This is a genomic window from Candidatus Weimeria sp. HCP3S3_B5 (genome assembly GCF_052064335.1).
Classification (GTDB): Bacteria; Bacillota; Clostridia; order Lachnospirales; family Lachnospiraceae; genus Weimeria.
In genome coordinates, this window is sequence record NZ_JBQHVU010000001.1 from 1 (window position 1) to 18,439 (window position 18,439).

Annotated in this window: 13 protein-coding genes and 1 pseudogene; 13 read left to right on the forward strand and 1 reads right to left on the reverse strand. The window is 46.3% G+C overall.

Features of this window, described 5'->3' with window-relative positions; all coding sequences use genetic code 11:
- Window positions 1-237 (forward strand): annotated as a pseudogene (locus ACTNCK_RS00005) (hypothetical protein); the annotation flags it as partial.
- On the opposite strand, the gene ACTNCK_RS00010 reads toward ACTNCK_RS00005, so the two are convergent.
- On the reverse strand, window positions 212-718 hold the full coding sequence (locus ACTNCK_RS00010) for an iron-containing alcohol dehydrogenase (protein ID WP_441080190.1): 507 nt from the start codon (window positions 716-718) through the stop codon (window positions 212-214). The pseudogene ACTNCK_RS00005 and the gene ACTNCK_RS00010 overlap by 26 nt on opposite strands.
- 84 nt (window positions 719-802) lie before the next feature.
- Between ACTNCK_RS00010 and ACTNCK_RS00015 the strand changes: the two genes are divergently transcribed.
- From ACTNCK_RS00015 to ACTNCK_RS00070, 12 genes are all read left to right on the forward strand, one after another.
- Entirely contained in the window at window positions 803-1,810 is a 1,008-nt protein-coding gene (locus ACTNCK_RS00015; protein ID WP_441080191.1) for a hypothetical protein, read from the forward strand.
- 196 nt (window positions 1,811-2,006) lie between these two features.
- On the forward strand, window positions 2,007-3,602 hold the full coding sequence (locus tag ACTNCK_RS00020) for a carbon starvation CstA family protein (protein ID WP_441080192.1): 1,596 nt from the start codon (window positions 2,007-2,009) through the stop codon (window positions 3,600-3,602).
- An 82-nt stretch (window positions 3,603-3,684) separates the two neighbouring features.
- A complete protein-coding gene (locus ACTNCK_RS00025) occupies window positions 3,685-4,608 on the forward strand; it encodes an AAA family ATPase (RefSeq protein ID WP_441080193.1) in 924 nt (307 codons plus the stop codon).
- A complete protein-coding gene (locus tag ACTNCK_RS00030; RefSeq protein ID WP_441080194.1) occupies window positions 4,608-6,371 on the forward strand; it encodes a hypothetical protein in 1,764 nt (587 codons plus the stop codon). Before ACTNCK_RS00025 ends, ACTNCK_RS00030 begins: the two co-directional genes overlap by 1 nt.
- A 167-nt stretch (window positions 6,372-6,538) precedes the next feature.
- A complete protein-coding gene (mutL, locus tag ACTNCK_RS00035) occupies window positions 6,539-8,461 on the forward strand; it encodes a DNA mismatch repair endonuclease MutL (protein ID WP_441080196.1) in 1,923 nt (640 codons plus the stop codon).
- A gap of 26 nt (window positions 8,462-8,487) precedes the next feature.
- Window positions 8,488-11,115, forward strand: coding sequence for a DNA mismatch repair protein MutS (gene mutS, locus ACTNCK_RS00040; RefSeq protein WP_441080197.1), 2,628 nt, complete (start codon window positions 8,488-8,490; stop codon window positions 11,113-11,115).
- A gap of 14 nt (window positions 11,116-11,129) precedes the next feature.
- Entirely contained in the window at window positions 11,130-12,413 is a 1,284-nt protein-coding gene (locus ACTNCK_RS00045) for an aminotransferase class I/II-fold pyridoxal phosphate-dependent enzyme (protein WP_441080198.1), read from the forward strand.
- 77 nt (window positions 12,414-12,490) lie between these two features.
- Window positions 12,491-13,171, forward strand: a complete 681-nt coding sequence (gene radC, locus ACTNCK_RS00050) for a RadC family protein (RefSeq protein ID WP_441080502.1) — start codon at window positions 12,491-12,493, stop codon at window positions 13,169-13,171.
- A gap of 14 nt (window positions 13,172-13,185) precedes the next feature.
- A complete protein-coding gene (locus ACTNCK_RS00055; protein ID WP_441080199.1) occupies window positions 13,186-14,208 on the forward strand; it encodes a rod shape-determining protein in 1,023 nt (340 codons plus the stop codon).
- Window positions 14,209-14,212: 4 nt separating this feature from the next.
- Window positions 14,213-15,067 (forward strand): rod shape-determining protein MreC, encoded by an 855-nt coding sequence (gene mreC / locus ACTNCK_RS00060; RefSeq protein WP_441080200.1) that lies wholly within the window; start codon window positions 14,213-14,215, stop codon window positions 15,065-15,067.
- Window positions 15,064-15,597 (forward strand): rod shape-determining protein MreD, encoded by a 534-nt coding sequence (mreD, locus tag ACTNCK_RS00065; RefSeq protein WP_441080202.1) that lies wholly within the window; start codon window positions 15,064-15,066, stop codon window positions 15,595-15,597. Before mreC ends, mreD begins: the two co-directional genes overlap by 4 nt.
- The gene (locus tag ACTNCK_RS00070; RefSeq protein ID WP_441080203.1) at window positions 15,590-18,439 is read left to right on the forward strand and encodes a penicillin-binding transpeptidase domain-containing protein; all 2,850 of its coding nucleotides are present in this window, start codon (window positions 15,590-15,592) and stop codon (window positions 18,437-18,439) included. The genes mreD and ACTNCK_RS00070 overlap by 8 nt, the downstream gene beginning before the upstream one ends.

Sequence of the window (18,439 nt, forward strand, 5' to 3'; positions counted from 1 at the left end):
ACCTTTGTTTCTTTGATATATCTGTCCTATATCAAGGACCGGATGCAGAAAAACGAACTTTTTTCAAAGTACACCCTCCAGGGACTCCTGGATGAACTGGATGTTATCGAATGCTTCACTGAGCCAGGAAAAACACCAATTCAGGGCGAAGTCCTGAAAAAGCAGGAGGATCTGTATACAGCGATGGATGTTGCACCGTTATACGCAAAGCCTAGTGTGGAGACACCGGGAATTTAGGATGAATGGAGTCGTTTGAAATGACGCAGGAATCGCTCATCTCCGAGCCTGCTGCTGCAAGAGTAAGGATGCAGCCCTTTTTCAGGGATTTCGTGAAAGGCACCTTTTTGGTCTGCAGCTCCCATTCATCAATGCCGGGATTGGCTGCTCCATGGGCAATGGCCTTGGAGGAATCCATGACAGAACCGCCTCCGACCGCCAGGACGAAATCGACCTTTTCCTTTATCGCTAGCTCGACGCCTTTTCTTACAAGCTCTATCGAGGGATTGGCTCTTACACCGCCAAGCTCAACAAAGGGTATTCCCTCGCTTTTTATCGACTGTCGCACCTTATCGAGAAGGCCGCTCCTTTGGGCCGAGTGACCGCCGTAGTGGATAAGAACCTTGCCAGCGCCGAATTCCTTAAGATATTTTCCGACATTTTCTTCCTCGTTTTTACCGAAGTAGACCTTAGTCGGAATGTCATAGATGAAATTTTTCATTGTAAAGACCTCCTGAAGTCATTATAATATTTGATGGTATCTTTGTGAATAGTTGATTATTTTTTATGGAAAGAAAAGGATGAAATGGCTGCAATAAGATCGCTTGGCAAGGAAAGCCTTGATCCACAAAAGGTAAAAGAAGACAAAAAAAGCTGCAGGAGATTCGGGACATGCGGGGTCGGAGACCTTGCCATCTATATGCCCGGGACTTTCTTTAACAGGAGACTCTATATACCTATATCATCTGTAAGTCATGTATATAAGAGGGTCGCCTATAGTAAGGCCGACGGGAAGGGGCTTCTCTCACCAGTGCTTTTTATTGTCGTAAGATATGATAAAGGACAGGAGAGGACCGCCTTTTTCAAGGACCTGCGGGAGGCCGACAGGATGCTTGATGAAATAAAGCGGGTTGCACCTGCTATAGTGACTATGAGTCCCGCTGGAGAAAGAAATGCCAGAGAAAAGGCCAGAAGAGAGGAGGCTCTCAAGGAAAGAAAGCTCTCTGAAAGGGCTCTGAGATCCCTTAGACAGCTTTCAGGTGATAAGGATAAGCTTAAGAAAAGTCCTGTCCTCTATCAGGATCTGGCAGGAATGGCCAGGATAAAGAGGAGGATGGACCTGATAAAGCCGGCCTACCAGTGGATAGTACTTATCCTTTTCCTTATCGGAGCAGCAGGCTTTATAGCAGCCATAATGCTAAGGAGCAGCGGGCTTATTACACCGACAGCATCTGTAGTCGCCATGCTTATCTGTGCAATGATAATGATACTTATGATAAATACAAGGATTCTTCCAGGTCCGGTTAAGAACAGGAGAAATGTGAACAGGGATTATGAGAAGGCAGTTTCTGATATGGAGCATTTCATCAGTGGCTTCGGTGATTTCCATCTGCCAGCCATATATTCTCATCCGTTAGTTATCGATATGCTTACTCGTATAATAAGAGAGGGCAGGGCGGAGACTATAGAGGAGGCTCTTCTGGTCCTTAAGGAGGACCTTAAGGCGGCTGACAATACCAAGGTAGTAAGCCGTGAGGAGTATGAGGAAATAGTCACTGTAAAGCCGATGTTTACAGTCAGGGATTATGAGTGAAAAAGTTTCATCAGACAGGTAAAAAGGGCTGTGCATTGCAATGATGCACAGCCTTTTGTACAAAACACACCTGATTTACAGTTGAATTTTATTCACTACAAGGGTAAAATTTATTTAATTAAAGGACCTTGTAGCTTCCGGATGAGTCCCGGTAATGATCGGGGGTTACAGGAGAAAACAGAAAGAAGGGATTTTTTTGGCAACTTTTATTATCGGACTCATTATCTTAGTCGGAGGCGGTGCGCTCTACGGACGCTTCTGCGAGAGAGTATTCGAACCTGACGACAGGGAGACTCCGGCCTATGCTAAGCAGGATGGGGTGGATTATGTCCCGATGGCTACCTGGAGGAACAGCCTGATAAACCTGCTGAATATCGCAGGAACAGGACCTATCTTAGGACCTATCCAGGGTATCCTGTTCGGACCTATCGCTTTTCTTGCGATTCCGATCGGAAACGTGATCGGAGGATCTATGCATGATTATTTCTCAGGAATGATCTGTACCAGGGACGGAGGACTTCAGATGCCTCAGTTCGTTTCCAGATATACTAACAAGGTGGTCTACATCCTCTATGATATATTCATCTGCATACTCCTGCTTCTGGTCGGAGCTGTATTTATATATACTCCTGGTGATATCTTCAATACTCAGGTGCTTGGCAGAACAGGAGCAGCTACAGACTATGTGACATGGATAGTTTATACCTGCATTTTCGTATATTATCTTATAGCTACTGTATTCCCTATTGATAAGATAATCGGACGCATCTACCCGATCTTCGGAGCTATCCTTGTGGTATCGGCTGTAGGTATCTTTATTGCTGTATTTGCAAGGTCATATCCTCTTACCGATGTCTGGGGCAGCTGGAATACGCTAGGGCAGTTTGCCAAGGACGGAGGCTTTGATTACAGGGCCTTCTTCGGATCTGGCCCTCTTGCAGCTGACGGCCACCATTTCATACCTATCTTCTTCGTGACAGTGGCCTGCGGTATCCTGTCAGGATTCCATTCTACACAGACAGCCCTTATCTCGCGTACTATAAAGAGCGAGAAGAAGGGAAGGATAGTATTCTACGATATGATGATACTTGAGGGCTTTATCGCTATGTGCTGGGCTGCCGGAACAATGGCAATGATCAATATGGGAGCAAGCCACGGCGGAGTCACTATGATACTTGACAAGGCATCAGGGGCCTGGACCTTCAATGTATTATCAGCCGGAAAGCTTACAGCAGTAAGCGCGACCTCGGTAGTCGGAGTCCTCTGCAAGAATGCACTGGGACCGGTAGGCGGAATGATAGCTATCATCGGTGTTATCGTTCTTCCGATCACATCAGGAGATACAGCCTTAAGGTCGCTTCGTCTTACTATCACTGATTCATTCCATCTGAAGCAGGATAACAATGTAAGGAGAATCGGACTTGCTATACCGATATTTGCACTTGTCTATGCGATCCTTGTATGGGCCAAGCTTGATGCAAACGGCTTCAATGTCCTCTGGAGATACTTCGCATGGTCCAACCAGATGATCTCCCTGTTTGCACTTGCAGGTATAACTATCTATATGTTTGAGAACAAGAAGGCAAGGTTCGCGTGGATGCCTATGATAGCAGGAGCCTTCTACTCCTTCGTTACATGCGCCTTCATCATGAATGCCCAGATAGGCTTCAGGCTTCCGTGGAATGGAGCATATATCGTTTCTCTGATATGGACAGTATTATATGTAGGTCTTGTCCTTTTTGCCGGAAAGAAAAGAGCTTCTGCCGGGAAGCTTGACGCAGTGACCGCCTGATCACTTCGTAAATCAGTAGACATATACGGGTCACTGCGCTATGTCGCGGTGGCCTTTTTGCTTTATTTTGAAAGGAAAACTTATGGATCAGATGATCAGGTTTCTAAGGGAAGAGGGAGTGTCGGACGGGATATTATCAGATGTGGAGGCCTTCAGGAAATTCTATAAGCTAAGTCCAGGTATGGAGAAAAGGATCCCTGCTTCACAGTACAATTATTACGGGACCGATGTCTGGGAGGAGGCACTTTCTACTATACTTGCCGGAGAAAACCTTCTCCTTTCAGGCCCCAAGGCTACAGGGAAAAACGTGCTAGCAGACGGCCTTTCAAGGGCCTTTGGACGTCCTCAGTGGGATATTTCACTCTATATAAATGCAGATGCGGCTTCACTTATAGGCACAGATACATTTAAAGACGGCGAGGTGTCACTGAGAAAGGGCCCGATCCTTAAATGCGCCGAGGAGGGAGGCTTCGGAGTCCTCGATGAGATAAATATGGCAAAGAATGAGTCGCTTGCTGTCCTGCATGCAGCCCTTGATTTCAGAAGGGTAATAGATGTTCCGGGCTATGAGAGGATAGAGCTTAGTGAGGCCACACGCTTTATAGGTACAATGAACTACGGCTATGCAGGAACAAGGGAGCTTAACGAGGCCCTGGCCTCACGCTTTATGATAATACAGATGCCTGTTATAAGTGAGGACAACCTTAAGCGACTTATAGCATCTAAGTTCCCTGAGCTTAAGGATGATTATACAGCCCAGTTTGCAGAGCTTTTTACAGAGATAAGAAAGAAGTGCGAGGGGGGAGAGATCTCTTCAAAATCCCTTGACCTGAGGGGGCTTTTGTCAGCCATAGAGATGATGAAAAGGGGACTTGAGGTAGATAAGGCTCTTTCACTTGGGATAGTTAACAAGTGCTTTGATGCCTATGAGAGACAGCTTGTATCTGATATGATACAGGTGAGATTCCCGGGGAATCTGGATAGTGGGAAGGTATTTAAGGCCTGATGAAGATTACTGATTTCGAGAAAAAGCGGGCCTCGAATCTGATCTGGAACGGAGCTCATGATTACTCGGCCGAGGTCGGATTCAGGGTCTATGACAAGGAGGGGAAGGCTGATATCTACTGGAATACGATAGTAGGGATCATACACAGGAGATATGACTGGGATAGTCTTATGGACTATTACAATTCCTTTGATGAAAAGATAAATCAGTCTGTCTATCAGAGCCTGTTCTGGATAGGACTTGAAAACGGAGCTTTTTTAAAGGAAAGAAATCTTCGTCCGGCTCTTTCTGATCTGAGAAGGGCCTATGCTTCTGATGCCTTAAAGCTTTCGACAGGCAATACTGATTTCGAGGATTCGGCCGGACAGAGGCTTTTAGCTATCACACGTGGACATTTAAGGAGATGCATGGGCCTTGATGCAGCCCTCCCTGACCAGGTCGATATAAAGCTTCTTGATGCTATAGAGCTGCCCGGTGAGCTTGATACTAAGGGATCAATAGAGCGGATAGATAAGACTCTTAAAACATTTTTTCCATACACCAGCGGCCCACACAGGAAAACCTTTCTTGACAGATTTTATCTGATAACTTCTGTTCCTTCACTTTTCTTTAGAAAAAGGAGGAGTGCTTATGATGATGGCCTTGACCACCTCTCATTCGGCCTTGGAGAAAAGGCTGTCTCCTCCGGTAAGATCGATCAGAGTCATATTTCAGTCAGCTTTGCAAAATATACGACTCAGACTGATCAAGGGATGAAGGAATACATAAGGGAATACTTTGGTAAGGCAGCTTTTACAGAGACAGAGACCAGGGACCTTGAAAAGCGCTACTGCAGGGGAAACCATCAGGACGTAAGGCTCTTTTTCACGAGAGGAGAAGATATTGGCGAGCCGGGCAAGGAGAGCTTTGCCACAAAAATGCACAAAAAGGCCCTGAGGCAGGCAGAGATCAATAAAAAAACATACAAGGACAATGAGGCGCTTAACAGGATACAGATAGATAAGCTTACTGAGAGAATCAGGAATTCGCTGCTTGTCAGGATGGAGGACCAGAGCATAGGTGCAAGGTCCGGTAGGATCAGACCAGAAAAGGTATGGAGAGCCATGCTTTTAAATGATGACAGGATCTTTAAAAAGACAATTCCGGGTGATCAGGGAAATCTGTCAGTGGATCTGCTTCTTGACGGCTCGACCTCCCAGGTCAGGAGGACTGAGATAGTCTCAGCTCAGGGCTACATGATTGCTGAGGCTCTCAGCAGATGCGATATTCCTGTAAGGGTAGCTTCATTTTGCTCAATTTCCGGATATACTGTCTTTACCATCTACCGGGACTACAGCGAAAAGGATAAAAATACTGAAATATTCAGATTTTCGACGAGTGGAGCCAACAGGGACGGGATAGCAGTAAGGGTTGCTGCCGGACTGATGAGCGGACCCGTTCCATCGGGGCTTGAGGAGAACCATGCGGATCACAGGATTCTTATTATCCTTTCTGACGCTACTCCCAATGATATGATAAAGATCAGGACTTTTGACGGAGACTACAGGAATTATGCTGCAGAGACCGGAGTAAAAGATACTGCAGAGGAAGTGCATCAGGCAAGGCTTGACGGGATAAGTGTGCTGTGCGTATTTACAGGAGAGGACCGGGCTCTTCCTGATGTAAGAAGGATATACGGGCAGGATTTTACCAGAATAAGGGATCTCAATATGTTTTCGGATGCGGTAGGCTCCATGCTGTTAGACCGTATCGCAGGCTATTGACCCAGCCCCCTCACACCTCGCACCTCGCACCTCACACCTCTCACACCTCACATCTCTCACACTTCGCACCTCACACCTCTCACACCTCGCACCTCACACCTCACACCTCTCACCTTTTACTATGATATTGTAAAAACATCTCCTCTGGTGCTATAATAAATCCCGTTATGAATGAGATAAAGGAACTTGACCAGAGAGTAATAGATAAGATAGCTGCCGGAGAGGTCGTAGAACGCCCGGCATCAGTTGTGAAGGAGCTTGTGGAAAACTCCATTGATGCCGGCTCGACTGCCATATCAGTAGAGATAGAGGGTGGCGGGATAGACCTGATAAGGGTAACTGACAATGGAAGCGGCATAGCTTCGGATCAGATAGAGCTTGCCTTTACCAGGCATGCGACAAGCAAGATAAGAAGTGATGAGGAGCTTAAGAGCATAAGCTCACTTGGTTTCCGTGGTGAGGCCCTGTCCAGCATAGCTGCGGTTTCAAAGACAGAGGTATTTACCAAGGGATCTGATCAGATGGCCGGTGCATACTGCCGTATCGAGGGCGGAGTCATAAAGGAAAAGGCGCAAAAGGCGGCTCCTGATGGGACTACCTTTATTGTCAGATCCCTTTTTTACAATACGCCTGCCAGACGTAAGTTCCTGAAAAGTCCGGTGACAGAGGGTAACTATATAAGGGAGCTTATCGAGAAGCTTGCTATATCGCATCCTGAGATAGCCTTCAAATTCCGTTCCAATAAGGCGGATAAATTCATTACTGTAGGAGACGGCAAGCTTTTAAATGCCGTATACTGCGTATATGGCAGGGGTATTGCTGCCCATCTGTTAGAGCTTGATACAGAGGCTTGCGGTATCAGGATAAGAGGCTTCATAGGAAAGAGCGAGCTTAACCGCGGCAACAGGACAATGGAGATATTCTTCGTTAATGAAAGGCTTGTGAAGAGCAATATCCTTTCAAAGGCCATAGAGGATGGAGGTGAAGGATATGTGATGAAGCATCAGTATCCCTTTGCCATCCTCTTCATTGATCTTGACAGATCGCTTGTGGATGTAAATGTACACCCGGGAAAACAGGAGGTCAGATTCATGGACGAGCCTGCTGTTTATCAGGCTCTTAGTCAGGCTGTCCATGATGCCTACCATAGAGGGGATATGGAAAGAAGCACTGGCGATCTGGAGGAAAAAAGTGCCTTTGCCCCTGAGCTTGCCAGAGCAGATGAAAGCAGGCCAAAAAGCGCACCGGAGCCATTTGAAAAGGACAGGCTGCAGCAGATAAAGGAAAGTATAAGAGAGCAGATCAGTAAGGATTCTCCTTATGAAAGAAAGTATGACAGAAAAGAGGTCGATTCCTTTCTTTGTGAGCATAAGGGAGACTATACAGACGAGTCAAAGGAGAAAAGCGACAGGGAATTCCTTTCCGGAGACAATGGCCAGATATCACCTGAGAGGAGGGATATCCTGGATAGGAGCTTCGAGCAGTCCTCTTTTATTTCAAAGGATTCTATAGAAAATCACAGACTTATAGGGCCTGCCTTTGATACCTACTGGATATTTGAATATAATGATGCGCTTTATCTTGTGGACCAGCATGCAGCCCATGAGAAGGTAAATTACGAGAGGCTTATGAGGGGGCTATCTGATCAGACAATGACCTCAGAGAGTATTTCGCCGCCTATTATAATGACCCTTACAGTCCAGGAAAAGCAGGCGGTTTCTGAACATATAGATGCATTCGAGGAGCTTGGCTTTCGGATCAGTGATTTCGGAGAAAGGGAGGTCGCACTGGAGGCAGTCCCGGGTAATCTCTTCGATATAGACCCGGAGGAGCTCTTTACCAATGTGCTAAGCGATATAGATTCCTGGAACAAAAGCGGCCTGCCACGGATAGTCAGGGAGAGGATAGCGACTATTGCCTGCAAGGCCTCGGTAAAGGGAAATCAGAGGATCTCTGCCAGGGAGATGGAGCATCTTTTTGTCGAGATGATGAAGGCCGATGAGCCCTTCCACTGTCCACATGGAAGACCTACAGTGATAAGGCTTACAAAGGCTGAGATAGACAGACGCTTCAAGCGGATAGTCGGATAAGGGACACTTATTGAAAGGAAAGCCATATGTCAGAAATTTCTCCTATGATGAAGGAGTATCTGAAGACAAAAGAGGAATATAAGGACTGCATTCTTTTCTATAGATTGGGCGATTTCTATGAGATGTTTTTTGACGATGCAAAGACAGCCTCAAAGGAGCTTGAGCTTACTCTTACCGGAAAGAACTGCGGGCTTGATGAAAGGGCACCCATGTGCGGTGTTCCGTTTCATTCTGCTGATACCTATATATCAAAGCTTGTAAGATCCGGCCACAAGGTAGCTATCTGCGAGCAGCTCGAGGATCCTAAGGAGGCTAAGGGGCTTGTAAAGAGAGGAGTGATAAGGATAGTCACTCCGGGTACAGATATCTCTGCCTCATCTGATTCAGCGGTAAATAATTATATTGCCTGCATATATTACAATAATAGAAGTTCTATAGGACTTGCCTTTTCGGATGTGGGTACAGGAGATTTCTTTACTACAGAGACTGATTCTGTTTCTAAGGTTATAGACGAATTATCCAAATATTCTCCCTCAGAGATCATCTATAATGAGGCTCTTGAGAATGAGGCAGGAGATCTTATCAGGCAGCAGGCTGCCCTTAAGAGGATGTGCCAGAGTGTCGACAGATCATATTTCCTCTATGATAATGCCATAGAGGCCCTGAAACGGCATTTCAAGGTCTTTTCTCCTGCTGCTATAGGACTTGAGGGAGATGATCAGGCCATAGTCGCAAGCGGCGCACTGATCTCGTATCTTACTGATACCCAGATGAATGATCTTTCACAGCTTACTGAGATCCATCCATATTCTATAGGCGGCTTTCTGATAATAGATCATTCGACGCTTAGAAACCTCGAGCTTACAGAGACTATGAGGCAGAAGGAAAAGAGGGGATCTCTTTTCTGGGTGCTGGATCATACAAAGACTGCAATGGGCCAGAGAAGGCTAAAAAGCATGCTGACCCATCCGCTTCTTAAAAAGGAGGCCATAGATGAAAGACTTGATGGAGTAGAGGAGCTTTCTTCTCGTATGATAGACAGGGAGGAGATCAGAGAGAGGCTTACAGGAATTTATGATATAAACAGGCTTCTTACAAGGGTTTCCTACAGGACAGCAAATCCAAGGGACATCCTGTCATTCCGCGACTCCATAAGGCCTCTGTCATCTGTAAAGGAGATCCTTAAGGAATTTAATTCAAAGCTTTTAAGCAAAATAAATGACCATATCGACCCTCTTGGTGATATCCTCTCCCTGCTCGATGCAGCTATAGATGATGATGCCCCGGCCACCCTTCATGACGGCGGCATATTAAAGGAGGGCTTTAACGAGGAGGCGGATAAGCTCAGAAAGGCCAGAAGTGACAGCAAGCAGTGGCTTCTTGAACTGGAGACAAGAGAAAGAGAGCGAACAGGCATTGCCAAGCTTCGTGTCAGATACAATAAGGTTTTCGGATATTTCATAGAGGTAAGCAATTCCTACAAGGACAAGGTCCCGCCTGATTATATAAGAAAGCAGACCCTTGTAAATGCGGAACGCTTCTATACAAAGGAGCTTAAGGAGCTTGAAAATACTATACTGGGAGCCTCTGACAGGCTTATATCTCTTGAAAAGCAGATATTTTCTAATATTCTTGACCAGATAGACAAGGCTTCCGCAAGGATAAGGCGAACTGCTGATGCTATAAGCCTTCTCGATGTCTTATCGGGAGTAGCTGATGTCTCCCAGAAGAGGCATTATATAAGGCCTTCTATAAATCAGGATGGTGTGATAGATATAAAGGGAGGACGGCATCCTGTGGTGGAGCTTATGATAGCTGACGGCTCCTTTATTGCAAACGACACCTATCTGGACAGGGAAGATCACAGGACGGCTATCATTACAGGACCAAATATGGCAGGCAAATCGACCTATATGAGGCAGACGGCTGTCATTGTCCTTATGGCTCAGTGCGGCTTCTTTGTACCGGCTGACTCGGCTGATATAGGGATCTGCGACAGGATATTTACCCGGGTAGGCGCAAGTGATGATCTGGCCACTGGACAGTCAACCTTCATGGTCGAGATGAACGAGGTCGCAAATATCTTAAAAAATGCGACACGTGACAGCCTTGTGATTCTTGATGAGATAGGACGGGGGACCTCGACCTTTGACGGCCTCTCCATCGCCCAGGCTGTAGTGGAATATGTCACGGAAAAGATAGGGGCTGCCACTCTTTTTGCAACACATTACCATGAGCTTACTGCTCTTGAGGGAAAGCTTGCCGGAACTCATAACTACTGCGTCGCTGTTAAGGAGGATGGGGATGACGTCACCTTCCTTAGGAAGATAATCCCGGGCGAGGCAGACAGGAGCTATGGTATAGAGGTCGCAAAGCTTGCAGGAGTTCCGTCTCCTGTGCTGCGCCGTGCCAGAAGCATTGCCGCAAGGCTGGAGCGGGATAGCCTGACTGGTCAGGCCAAAAGAAAGGATGATCAGATAGATGGACAGCTGTCATTCTATGATATCCTCACTCAGGAAAACGAGGAGGATGAAAAGGAGAGAGAAAGAAAGGATCAGATAATCAATCGGATAAAGGAGCTTGATCCAAACAGCATGACGCCGATAGAGGCGCTTAATGTGCTGGATGATTTGAGGAAAAGGGTTAGGGATTAAATAACGGAGGTAACATGGATATAATCGATGCCTACAGATCCGCCGGCATCAGGCCGGAGGTTTATGAATATGCAAAAAGGGCTGAGCAGACCCTTAAGGACAGATTTGACCTTATCGACAGGATCGCAGAGTGTAACCAGCTGAAGGTCGTAAATGCGATGAGAAAGAACCGGGTCTCATATGACTGTCTGAATGGAACGAGTGGTTACGGCTATGGCGATGTCGGAAGGGATACACTTGAGAAGGTCTATGCGGATGTATTTTGCGGTGAGGATGCCCTTGTCCGTCCCCAGATCACCTGTGGTACCCATGCCATAGCACTAGCTCTCTTTTCGAATCTCCGTCCCGGGGATACATTTGTCTCGGCTGCGGGAAAGCCATATGACACGCTTGATGATGTGATAGGGATAAGGCCATGCAGAGGGTCACTTGCAGAGTACGGTGTGAAATACCGACAGGCAGATCTGAAGGCTGACGGAAGCTTTGACTTTGAAGCCATAAGAAATGCCATAGATGAGAATACAAGGCTTGTAGAGATCCAGAGATCAAAGGGCTATGCGACCAGAAAGACATTTTCGGTAGATGAAATAGGGGAGGCGGTCCGTTTCATAAAGAGCATAAAGCCTGATGCCTTAGTCTTTGTTGACAACTGCTACGGCGAGTTCGTCGAGGATAAAGAGCCTCTTTTGGCCGGAGCCGATTTCATGGCCGGAAGTCTAATCAAGAATCCGGGCGGCGGACTGGCCCCTATAGGAGGATATATAGTAGGGAAAAAGGAATGCATAGAAAATGCAGCCAACCGCCTAACATCACCTGGACTTGGCAAGGAGGTCGGAGCATCCCTTAATGCGATGAGGGATTTCTATCAGGGATTTTTCCTGGCTCCAACAGTCACAGCAGCGGCAGAAAAGGGAGCCATACTTGCTGCAAGGATATTCGAGGGACTGGGATATGAATGTATACCATCCTCGGATGAGATAAGACATGATATCATCCAGGCAGTAAAGCTTAGGACGCCGAAGGCTCTCTGTGCCTTCTGTGAGGGTATCCAGGCTGCATCACCCGTTGACAGCTATGTGAAGCCTGAGCCATGGGATATGCCGGGCTACAGCGATAAGGTGATAATGGCTGCCGGAACCTTTGTAAGCGGAGCCTCAATAGAGCTTTCTGCTGACGGACCTTTAAGAGATCCTTATGCGGTCTATTTCCAAGGAGGACTTACATATCCTCATGCCAAGATGGGGATCCTGATGGCTCTTGAATATCTTATCAGGGCAGGAGAGATTATATTGAAATAAAGCTTGATCTGTGGTATCTTTAATTAGTATGTATTTTCATGTGATGTCAAAGGGAGAGAGGAGACATCATCGGAAAGATAAGACAATGGACCACTCCGGTGGATCCACAGACAAAGGCAAGAGACTATGGAATAGAGAGTCTTACCGACCCTGAGCTTTTATCCCTCGTGATAAGGAACGGGACAAAGGAAAAGAATGCGCTGGATCTGGCCTGCGAGGTACTGGCAGGTCGCGAGGGCTTTTATGCACTAATGGAAGCAGACAAGTCTGAGCTTATGGCTATCGAGGGCATTGGTGAGGCCAGAGCCTGCCTGCTGCTTGCTGTGGCTGAGATCTCCAAGAGAGCCTCAAGGGACAAAAGGAAATTTTCACTTCCTATCACCTGTGCCAGAGATGCAGCGGATGCAGTAATGCAGTCACTCCGCTACGAGCGCAGGGAGATAGTCATGCTTCTGATACTTGATGTCAGGATGCGGATAACTGATCAGGTCCTTATGTCTGTAGGTACGGCGGAGAATGCAGCCTTTTCGACAAGGGAGCTTTTTTCGGAGGCTCTTAAGAGAAGAGCCAGCTCGGTGATTTTAGTTCACAATCATCCAAGCGGGGATCCCTCTCCGAGTGAGGCGGACATTGCGGTCACAAGGAAGACTCAGGAAGCAGGAAGACTTTTGGATATCCCTCTTCTTGACCATCTGATAATAGGAGATCTAAGGTTTTACAGTTTCAGAGAAAGCGGGCTTATCACTGCTAAAGCGTGAAACAGGAGGATAACATGACCAACGGTTACGGAATCGATATGGGTACAGGCAATTTAAAGATATACAGCCGTGCTTCGGATACAGTAACTACAGAGAAGAATACAATTGCCATAGTAGAGGGCAATCAGATGTATGCCTACGGAGATGAGGCATATGAGATGTATGAGAAGGCACCGGAGAATATCGATGTATCCTTCCCGATAGTAGGCGGAGTCATTGCTGACTTCGACAATATGCAGACCATGCTCCTTGAGGTTCTGCGGGAAAAGATAGACGCCCGTCTAAAGGGATCCGATATAGTGATCGCTGTTCCTACAGACATCACAGAGGTAGAGAAGAAGGCTTTTTATGATATGTTCGCAAAGACAAGAATCAAGGCCAGGAGCATAAGACTCTGTGAGAAGCCTCTTGCCGATGCCTTAGGACTCGGTCTTGATATCACAGAGCCTACGGGTGTGATGGTAGTTGATATAGGAGCAGATACTACTGAGATATCGGTTATTTCCTTAGGAGGTCTTGTTCTGTCAGAGCTTCTTCCTTTCGGTGGCAATAAGCTTGATGATGCTATAGTCACCTATATGAAGAGAGTAAAGAATCTTGTCATAGGCCGAAAGACTGCCAAGGATCTTAAGGAAAAGATAGGCTCTGCTGTAAAGAGTGAGGACGAAACGCCTCAGAAGATCTCTATAGTAGGACGTGATATAGTAAGCGGACTTCCAAGACCATATGACATCACAAGCGATATCATCTATGAGGCAATAAAGGACGAGCTTCTAAATGTCGGCTCCAACATCCGTATGATCCTTGAGAAGGTTCCTCCTGAGCTTGCCAAGGACATTGTCCGCTCCGGTATCTATATTACAGGCGGAAGCTCTCAGATCACAGGACTGGTAGATCTCTTCGAGAGCATGACTGAGATCAGCATGAATATAGCAGAGGACGGAGAGCAGACTGTGGCAACGGGACTTGGCATGGTCCTTTCAGAGGACAAATATGACAGGTTTGGATATACGATGAAGTCAAGGATATTCAGTTAAAGCCATGAATAAAAAGGACAGGATAAATATTCCGGGATATGTGGTGCTTCTTTTCCTGACTCTTCTCTGCATAGTCATACTTTTCTTCAGCTATGCGACTGACTTTGCAGGAGGACCGCTCCAGACCCTTGCTGACTATGTCTTTTTGCCTATGCAGCAGGGACTTACAGCAGCAGGCTCAGGAATTTCACACGGAATTGCCGAACGTACTGAGAAGGAAAAGCTGATAGAGCAGAACAAGAAGCTTGAGGAAAGAGTGACGGAGCTTGAATCCAGGCTCACCAATACCCAGCTTCGTGAAAATGAGCTTGACAGACTTCAGGATCTTCTGGACCTGAGCCATGACTATGACAAGTACAAGACCACAGGAGCCCGTATAATAGCCAAGGGTACAAGCAACTGGTTTTCTACCTTTACAATAAATAAAGGCAGCGCTGACGGGATCAGGCGTGATATGAATGTCATCGCAGACAACGGTCTGGTCGGAGTAGTAGTCTCTACAGGCAGGCATTTCGCGAATGTCCGCTCTATCATCGACGATGATTCGAATGTATCGGCCCAGATAGCAGATACAGAGGATCAGCTCATAGTAAGCGGAAGCTTAAAGGACATGCAGCAGAGCGGTATGATAACCTTCAACGGCTTAAGAGATGAGAAGGGAAAGGTCAGGTCAGGAGACGCTGTCGTAACAAGCAATGTATCAAGCAAATATCTGCCTGGTATACTGATAGGATATATAGGAGATAAGGATGATTCGAGTGATGGCCTTACCAGCCATGGGACAATAACTCCGGTAGCCGATTTCACCCATCTTTCGGAGGTCTTAGTCATTACTCAGCTTAAGGAAGCTCACTCATGAAGACGGTGTATTATTTTTTGCGCGGGGGTCTTATACTTATGGCCCTCGTTATTGTGTTCATACTTCAGACAGCTCTGATGCCCAGGCTGTCTCTTTCGGTGACTCCTAATCTATGTCTCTGCTTTGTATCCATGATGGGATTTATGCGGGGCAGAAAGACAGGAGCCCTTACTGGTCTCCTTGCAGGGATCTTTCTCGACCTTCTGTCAGCCCAGCTGTTTGGTACATACACACTTATCTATATGCTGCTTGGCTATCTGAATGGCTTTTTCAGAAAGATCTATTTCGGAGATAGTATCAGACTTCCGGTGATACTTACGGGGGCAACAGATCTTCTTTACGGTCTGATAATCTACTTCGTTTTTTTTCTTACAAGCGGACATACACAGATCTATTATTATTTCTACGGAGTCATGATGCCTGAGATGGTGGTTACAGTTATCTTTGCACTGATAATGTATTTTCCGGTCTTCAGGCTGAACGAGCTCATAGAAAGGATCAGGAACAGGAGGGAACGCAGAAGTGCTTGATGAGATAAAGGAAGCCTTCGGGCGTATCTTTTCATCCAGAAAAAATATCATATATGCGGTGTTTTTTGTCTTTGCCATGACCCTTATTGCAAGATTGTTTTTTCTGCAGATCATTCGCGGAGAAAGCTACAAGTCAAACTACAATCTAAAGATCGAAAAGACAGAGCCCATAAATGCAAGAAGAGGAAATATCTATGACAGGAAGGGCAGACTGCTCGCCTACAACGATCTTGCATATACTGTAACCCTTATGGATACAGGCTCCTACAAGGACAGTAAGGAAAAGGCGCGCCGCTTCAATGCAGAGATAGCTCTTTTGATAAAAAATATCGAAAATAACGGCGATGAGATCGATCTGGATTTCGGTATCATCCTTGACAGTGACGGCAAGCTGTCATTCAGGGACAGCGGAAGCGCTGTAAACAGATTCAGGGCGGATGTATACGGAAAGGCCAGAACTACGGACTTAGGTTTCGACAAGGACTTAGGTTACAATACAGCCGATGCCACGCCTCAGCAGATCATGGATTATCTCTGCAATGACAAGAATAAATTCAGGATCAGCAGTAAATACAGCGATGACATGAGGTTTAAGATAGCAGTGATCCGCTATAAGATCTGGCTGAACCGTTACCAGCAGTATGTGGCCACACCTGTAGCCTACAACGTGAGCGCAAAGACTGTTTCCTATGTAAAGGAAAATACGGATATCCTTACCGGAGCTGATGTAAGGGAGGATTCTGTCAGAAAGTATAATTCGCCTGAGGCCATTGCATCTATAGTCGGATATACGGGCACCATTTCATCCGATGAATACAACAAGAGAAAGAAAAAGGACAAAACCGTTACTATGAACGATCAGGTCGGAAAGACCGGAATAGAAAAGGTAATGGATTCAGTCCTTTCGGGAAAGAAGGGCTATCGCAAGATCTATGCCAACGCCCAGGGAAAGCCTATCTCTGTTACAAGCGAGAAAAAGGCTACTGCCGGAAACGATGTCTATCTGTCTATAGACAAGGATCTGCAGGTGAAGACCTATAAGCTGCTTGAGAAGGAGATAGCAGGGATCCTGGGATCAAAGATCGCAAATATAAAGGAATACAAGGCTTCCGGTAAAAATGCCGGATCCAATGTAGTTGTGCCTGTCTACAATGTATATTTCTCCTTTATCAATAACAACCTGATCGATATGGACGAGCTCCAGGAGAAGTCGGCCACGGAGGTTGAGCATAAGGTAAGCAACGCCTTCATAGCCCACGAGGATAAGGCTGTAGGATATGTAAAGAATGATATCCTTTCCTCGAGGGCAAAGGCCTATGGTGATCTGAGCGAAGAGGGACAGGATTACTCGACCTTTATAATCAGATATCTGAGAAACTCATCGATACTCTCGGATAAGTCAAAGAATCAGGATGATCCCTATTACAGGAAATGGTCGAATGAGAAGATATCAGTATACAGTTATCTGAAGCACTGTCTGTCAAAAGGATGGATAGACTATACAAAGTTTTCCGGAGAGGATCAGCTTGTCGATTCACAGGAGCTTTATCAGGAGCTGGTGAAATACATCCTTGCTACTATGGTAAAGGATTCGGATTTCAAGAAGATAGTATATCATTATGCCATATTAAATGACGAGATAAGTGGAAGCAGCCTTTGTGCCATACTTTATGATCAGGGAGTGCTTAAAAAAGATCAGGCAAAACGCGATGCCCTTGCTAATGGAAGCATAAGCGCCTTCTCCTTTGTCAAGTCAAAGATAGGAAGCCTTGAGCTTACTCCGGGCATGCTGGGACTTGAGCCGTCAAACGGAGCCTCTGTGATCACGGATGTAAGGACTGGAAAGATTCTGGCCCTTGTTTCCTATCCAGGATATGACAACAACAGGCTGGCAAATTCAGTGGATAACGACTACTATGCCTCCCTGCTTGCAAATACCTCAAATCCTCTCTATAATCATGCTACCCAGCAGAGGACTGCTCCAGGATCCACCTTCAAGCTTGTGACATCCACGGCCGGACTTGCAGAGGGAGTCATAACGACCACTTCTACTATAGAGGATAAGGGAGTCTTTGAAAAGGTATCTAATAAGCCTAGGTGCTGGATCTATCCAGGAAACCACGGCGTGATAAATGTATCTGAGGCCATCAGGGATTCATGTAACTACTTCTTCTATGAGGTTGGCTGGAGACTTGCCGGAGGAGACAACCACTATAACGATGCCAGAGGTATAAGGCGAATAAGGAAATATGCTTCTCTTTACGGTCTGGGTGACAAGACAGGTGTCGAGATCGATGAGAATAAGTCCCATATAGCTACCCAGTTCCCTGTAATGGCTGCTATCGGTCAGTCAGATCACAACTACACTGTGATAGCCTTGTCACGCTATGTCACAGCGGTTGCAAGCAGCGGTAATGTTTATGACTACACTCTACTCGATCATGTGGAAAGTCCTGACGGGCGCATCCTTAAGACCTATAAGCCGAAGAAGGTAAGACATATCAATGTTCTAAATTCCTCTGACTGGCAGGCCATCCATTCAGGAATGAAGATGGTAGTCGAGGGACTTGAGACCTTTGACGGCTTCCCGGTAGAGGTAGCAGGAAAGACAGGAACGGCCCAGCAGAGCGGACATGCCAACCATGCACTTTTCGTTGCATATGCTCCGTATTCTTCTCCGAGGATCTCGATCGCGACAAGGATACCTTTTGGATATACCTCGCATAATGCAGCAGATGTATCAAAGAATATCCTGGGAGTCTATTTCAAGGTAAAGTCCTCAGAGAAGCTTTTAAAAGGCGGAGCTAATCAGGTAAGTACAAATGGAAGAGTAGTGGACTAA

Bases quoted from the DNA above. Each gene is read 5' to 3' on its own strand.
- ACTNCK_RS00010 (WP_441080190.1), bottom strand. From the start codon at position 718: ATGAAAAATTTCATCTATGACATTCCGACTAAGGTCTACTTCGGTAAA.
- ACTNCK_RS00015 (WP_441080191.1), top strand. From the start codon at position 803: ATGGCTGCAATAAGATCGCTTGGCAAGGAAAGCCTTGATCCACAAAAG.
- ACTNCK_RS00025 (WP_441080193.1), top strand. From the start codon at position 3,685: ATGGATCAGATGATCAGGTTTCTAAGGGAAGAGGGAGTGTCGGACGGG.
- ACTNCK_RS00030 (WP_441080194.1), top strand. From the start codon at position 4,608: ATGAAGATTACTGATTTCGAGAAAAAGCGGGCCTCGAATCTGATCTGG.
- mutL (WP_441080196.1), top strand. From the start codon at position 6,539: ATGAATGAGATAAAGGAACTTGACCAGAGAGTAATAGATAAGATAGCT.
- mutS (WP_441080197.1), top strand. From the start codon at position 8,488: ATGTCAGAAATTTCTCCTATGATGAAGGAGTATCTGAAGACAAAAGAG.
- ACTNCK_RS00045 (WP_441080198.1), top strand. From the start codon at position 11,130: ATGGATATAATCGATGCCTACAGATCCGCCGGCATCAGGCCGGAGGTT.
- ACTNCK_RS00055 (WP_441080199.1), top strand. From the start codon at position 13,186: ATGACCAACGGTTACGGAATCGATATGGGTACAGGCAATTTAAAGATA.
- mreC (WP_441080200.1), top strand. From the start codon at position 14,213: ATGAATAAAAAGGACAGGATAAATATTCCGGGATATGTGGTGCTTCTT.
- mreD (WP_441080202.1), top strand. From the start codon at position 15,064: ATGAAGACGGTGTATTATTTTTTGCGCGGGGGTCTTATACTTATGGCC.